At 34.3% G+C, this 2,304-nt stretch carries 4 protein-coding genes; all 4 read right to left on the reverse strand.

Translation table 11 applies throughout. The features are described 5' to 3' along the window. Positions 1-190 precede the first annotated feature (190 nt). Entirely contained in the window at positions 191-652 is a 462-nt protein-coding gene (locus FHP04_RS14220; protein WP_139856817.1) for a UPF0158 family protein, read from the reverse strand. Continuing rightward, positions 645-989: a DUF3024 domain-containing protein gene (locus tag FHP04_RS14225; RefSeq protein WP_068449939.1), complete on the reverse strand. Its 345-nt coding sequence runs from the start codon at positions 987-989 to the stop codon at positions 645-647. The genes FHP04_RS14220 and FHP04_RS14225 overlap by 8 nt, the downstream gene beginning before the upstream one ends. 236 nt (positions 990-1,225) lie before the next feature. Next, on the reverse strand, positions 1,226-1,705 hold the full coding sequence (locus FHP04_RS14230) for a hypothetical protein (RefSeq protein WP_139856818.1): 480 nt from the start codon (positions 1,703-1,705) through the stop codon (positions 1,226-1,228). Positions 1,706-1,746: 41 nt separating this feature from the next. Next, the coding region (locus FHP04_RS14235) for a transposase (RefSeq protein WP_179951797.1) at positions 1,747-2,304 on the reverse strand (558 nt) is incomplete at its 5' end.

The following is a 2,304-nucleotide window of genomic DNA, read 5'->3' on the forward strand; positions in this document are numbered from 1 at the left end:
GCGCTTATTGCAGTGGCAAATAAGTTGTTAAAACAATGTTTTGCTATCGCAAAATCGGGTTTACCATATGATGCAGAATTCGTTTCGATTCTTACAGTAAAATAATTGTGCCTGAAACAAAAAAGAGCTTACGGATCTATTCTTTCTATCTGTAAGCCTAGAATTATATTGTCAAAAATTAATAAAGAAATTAGTTGTTTTTTATCTCAGTTCTTTGTTGTGCGCTGGCTTTGCCTCGGTTTAATTGCGTTTCTACTATTTTTTCCAACGCGTTTTGTTTAAAGTCAAACCAGTTTTGTCTATAATCCGAATTGTCAATTGTATTCTTAAAATTCTGAAATGGTCTTTTCCGTTCCAAGATAATTTCCAATTCTGCTTGAAATTGTTCGTCCGCAATTTGGGTAATAAAACGTTCCATAATCTTAAAAGACTCAAAACTCTCTAAAACCTCGATTTTTATAAAATCCGCTTTGTTTTTCTTTACTTTTTTAAATTCCGCTCCAAAAGATTCACGAAATTCATCTTCATCCAACATTTCCCCAAAATTCGGAATTGTTATTAATTCGTTCGTTTTAGGATTGTAATAGCAGTCGTTTCCGCAATCTAATTCCTGCGCAATTTCTTTAATTATATTTTGGTTTGAACTATCCATAAAAACAACCGTGTTTATCTTCTTTGATAATATCGATAATGTTATCTAAATGTGTTGATTTTGGAAATGGTTCATAAAGTTCCCATTTTCCGCTTGCACGCATCCAGTATAAATTCCATTCTTGTCTTGATTTATAAAACCTGATTTTCGCGAATTCGATATGTTGAATTTCTTTTGGATTATTCCAAACAGGACGAATTTCATAAAGTACAATTACTTTTCCGTCATAAGAATATCCGAAATCAAGTTGTGCACGAATTTCTTGATTTTCTGGTCGTAATGAACTCACGTAATTTTTTATAGTCGCTTCGTTTATATCAATTGTAATGTTTTTCATTAAAGCTCAATTTTTTTTCAGCTTGCGCACAACGTTTAGTATAAAAGAAGTAGGGCTGTAAATAAGCAATTACCTTTCGGATTATCCACAAGCCAAATCTTTTGCATTTTGTTTTATATTATTCATCTAAAAGCCAAATCAAAAGATTTGGCGACCTCGCAAATGTGCCTGAAACATTGGGTTTAGCACTTGCTTGCCCTATTTTTTTTATACCTTGTTGTGCAACGGTTTTATCCTCACGCTATTCCGTTAAACTTATAACCGATTATTGTCTTTTTTGTCAAATTTACTTTTAATTGAAAAAAACATTTTCCACCATCCGCTGTATTTGTTCGTTCCTTTCTTAAATCATAAAATTCCGCCAGACTTTTTTCACAAAAGAAGTTAATCCAAATTAGTTTTTCTCCATTTTCATTGATTGCAGCTATATATTGGCGGTCATATTGATATTCACTTTCTGCATATTCATTATCGGTTTCTGCACGCCATTCAGACGTTATTTTATCAACTTTTGATTTTATTATTTTTTCAGTTTCGACTATTTCTTCGTGAGTTAGTTCAGTCGGTTGAGCATTCTCGAAAATCGGATATTTTTCATTTGGTTCGAATTTTAAAATGTAGTAATCCGAATTTCCAATTTTTCCAATATTTGAGTTATTTCGTAATGATTTACACGAAATAGCTAATATCAGAATTGTAAATAGTAATGTTCTCACGATTTTTTTTAACTGTTGCACAACGGCAGTCTGTCTCAAAACTACACTAATTTTCTTTTAAATTCAGTTGCAGGGTTAAGATTTCCGTATTTCATGAATTTTATGAAATTTCTCGGGAATGCGAATTTTAAAGCTTCCTGAGTGGATAATTGGGTTATAGCAAGCAATATAACCCCTAAAAACGAATTGAGCGCAGCGCAAACGGCCGTTATATCGAACTTTACACCGAGATTAAAGAGTCGTTTAAGGTTGTAGGCAAGGGTCATCAAGCCGACATCTGCCGAAGCCACGGCTATCTTTCTTTTGGTAATTATGTAATCAAAGCCCCACTGGCGTTTTAAGGTGCCGTAAGGGTGTTCGACCAGCGCCTGACGTTGTTTATAGCGTTGTTTGTTCTGGGTCACTCGATGGGCATTAGCTTCTATATATGGGGCGTACTCACTGCGTTGAACAATTTTTCCGTTTTTTGCCTTGGTGCATAAACTGCGAACTGAACAACCTTTGCACGCCTTGGTTTTGTACTGTTTAAAAGTGTAGTTTCTTGTTTTATAGTGGCTTTGGTTACTGGTTAGTTTATGTCCTTCGGGGCAGGTGTAGGT

Source organism: Aequorivita sinensis (assembly GCF_006346335.1).
GTDB classification, from domain to species: Bacteria; Bacteroidota; Bacteroidia; order Flavobacteriales; family Flavobacteriaceae; genus Aequorivita; species Aequorivita sinensis.

Bases quoted from the DNA above. Each gene is read 5' to 3' on its own strand.
- FHP04_RS14220 (WP_139856817.1), bottom strand. From the start codon at position 652: ATGGATAGTTCAAACCAAAATATAATTAAAGAAATTGCGCAGGAATTA.
- FHP04_RS14225 (WP_068449939.1), bottom strand. From the start codon at position 989: ATGAAAAACATTACAATTGATATAAACGAAGCGACTATAAAAAATTAC.